The organism is Curtobacterium sp. MCBD17_030 (assembly GCF_003224255.1).
Taxonomy (GTDB): Bacteria; Actinomycetota; Actinomycetes; order Actinomycetales; family Microbacteriaceae; genus Curtobacterium.
Genome location: NZ_QKLI01000048.1, coordinates 1 through 723 on the forward strand (window position 1 = coordinate 1; position 723 = coordinate 723).

The 723-nt window shown below is 74.8% G+C and carries 1 protein-coding gene; it reads left to right on the forward strand.

The annotated features are described in order from the left end of the window. Positions 1 to 491 (forward strand): hypothetical protein (locus DEI89_RS17925; protein ID WP_181421725.1); only part of this gene is annotated, 491 nt, incomplete at its 5' end. Positions 492 to 723: the final 232 nt, after the last annotated feature.

Below are 723 nucleotides of genomic sequence, written 5' to 3' on the forward strand. Positions count from 1 at the left end.
GACGCACCACGGGCTGGACCACCGCGATCGCCGCCATCGCACCCCTCGGCGCCGTGCTGGTGCTCGGCGGCTGCACGCAGGAGCCGGTCGACCCCGCGGCGGTCGGACGCTGGAGTGCCTCGAGCAAGGCTGCCGTGCAGGGTGACGACGACGTGCTCGTCGTGCTCAGCGCCGAGATCAGCGCGGGGCAGACCGAGGAGCACGCGCACGGTTCCGTCGCGTCGACGTTCGCGGGGCCGGTGGAGATCGACGCGCTGGAGCTCTCGTGCTTCGGTGACGGCACGATGTCGACCGAGGTCGAGCTCGAGTCCCACGGCTCCACGGTGACGTACGGCGCGGAGCCGATGCAGTGCGGCGGACGGCCGCAGCGCCTCCGGGTCCCGGCGAAGTGGCGGCACGACGTCGACCGCGTCGGGTTCGGTGGCGGCGACAGCACGGCGGACAGCGCCTGGCAGTTGACCGTCCGCGGGTCCGGCGGCCAGGCGGACTGACACGCCGCCGCGCCGGAACGGCCCTGCTCCCACGACGACACGGCGAGGGGCTACGCTCGCCGGCATGGGCCGACACGCCGCAGTGCCATCGACCGAGCCGGCGATCGTGGCCGCGCCGGCGCCCCTCGAGCGTCCGGTCGCAGGACCACGGTCGGTCTCGGTGTCGACCGCGCGCGCCCGTCGAGGTCCCGGCCCGTTACCCCGTCCCCCGCTGCCGTCCCGGTCATCGACA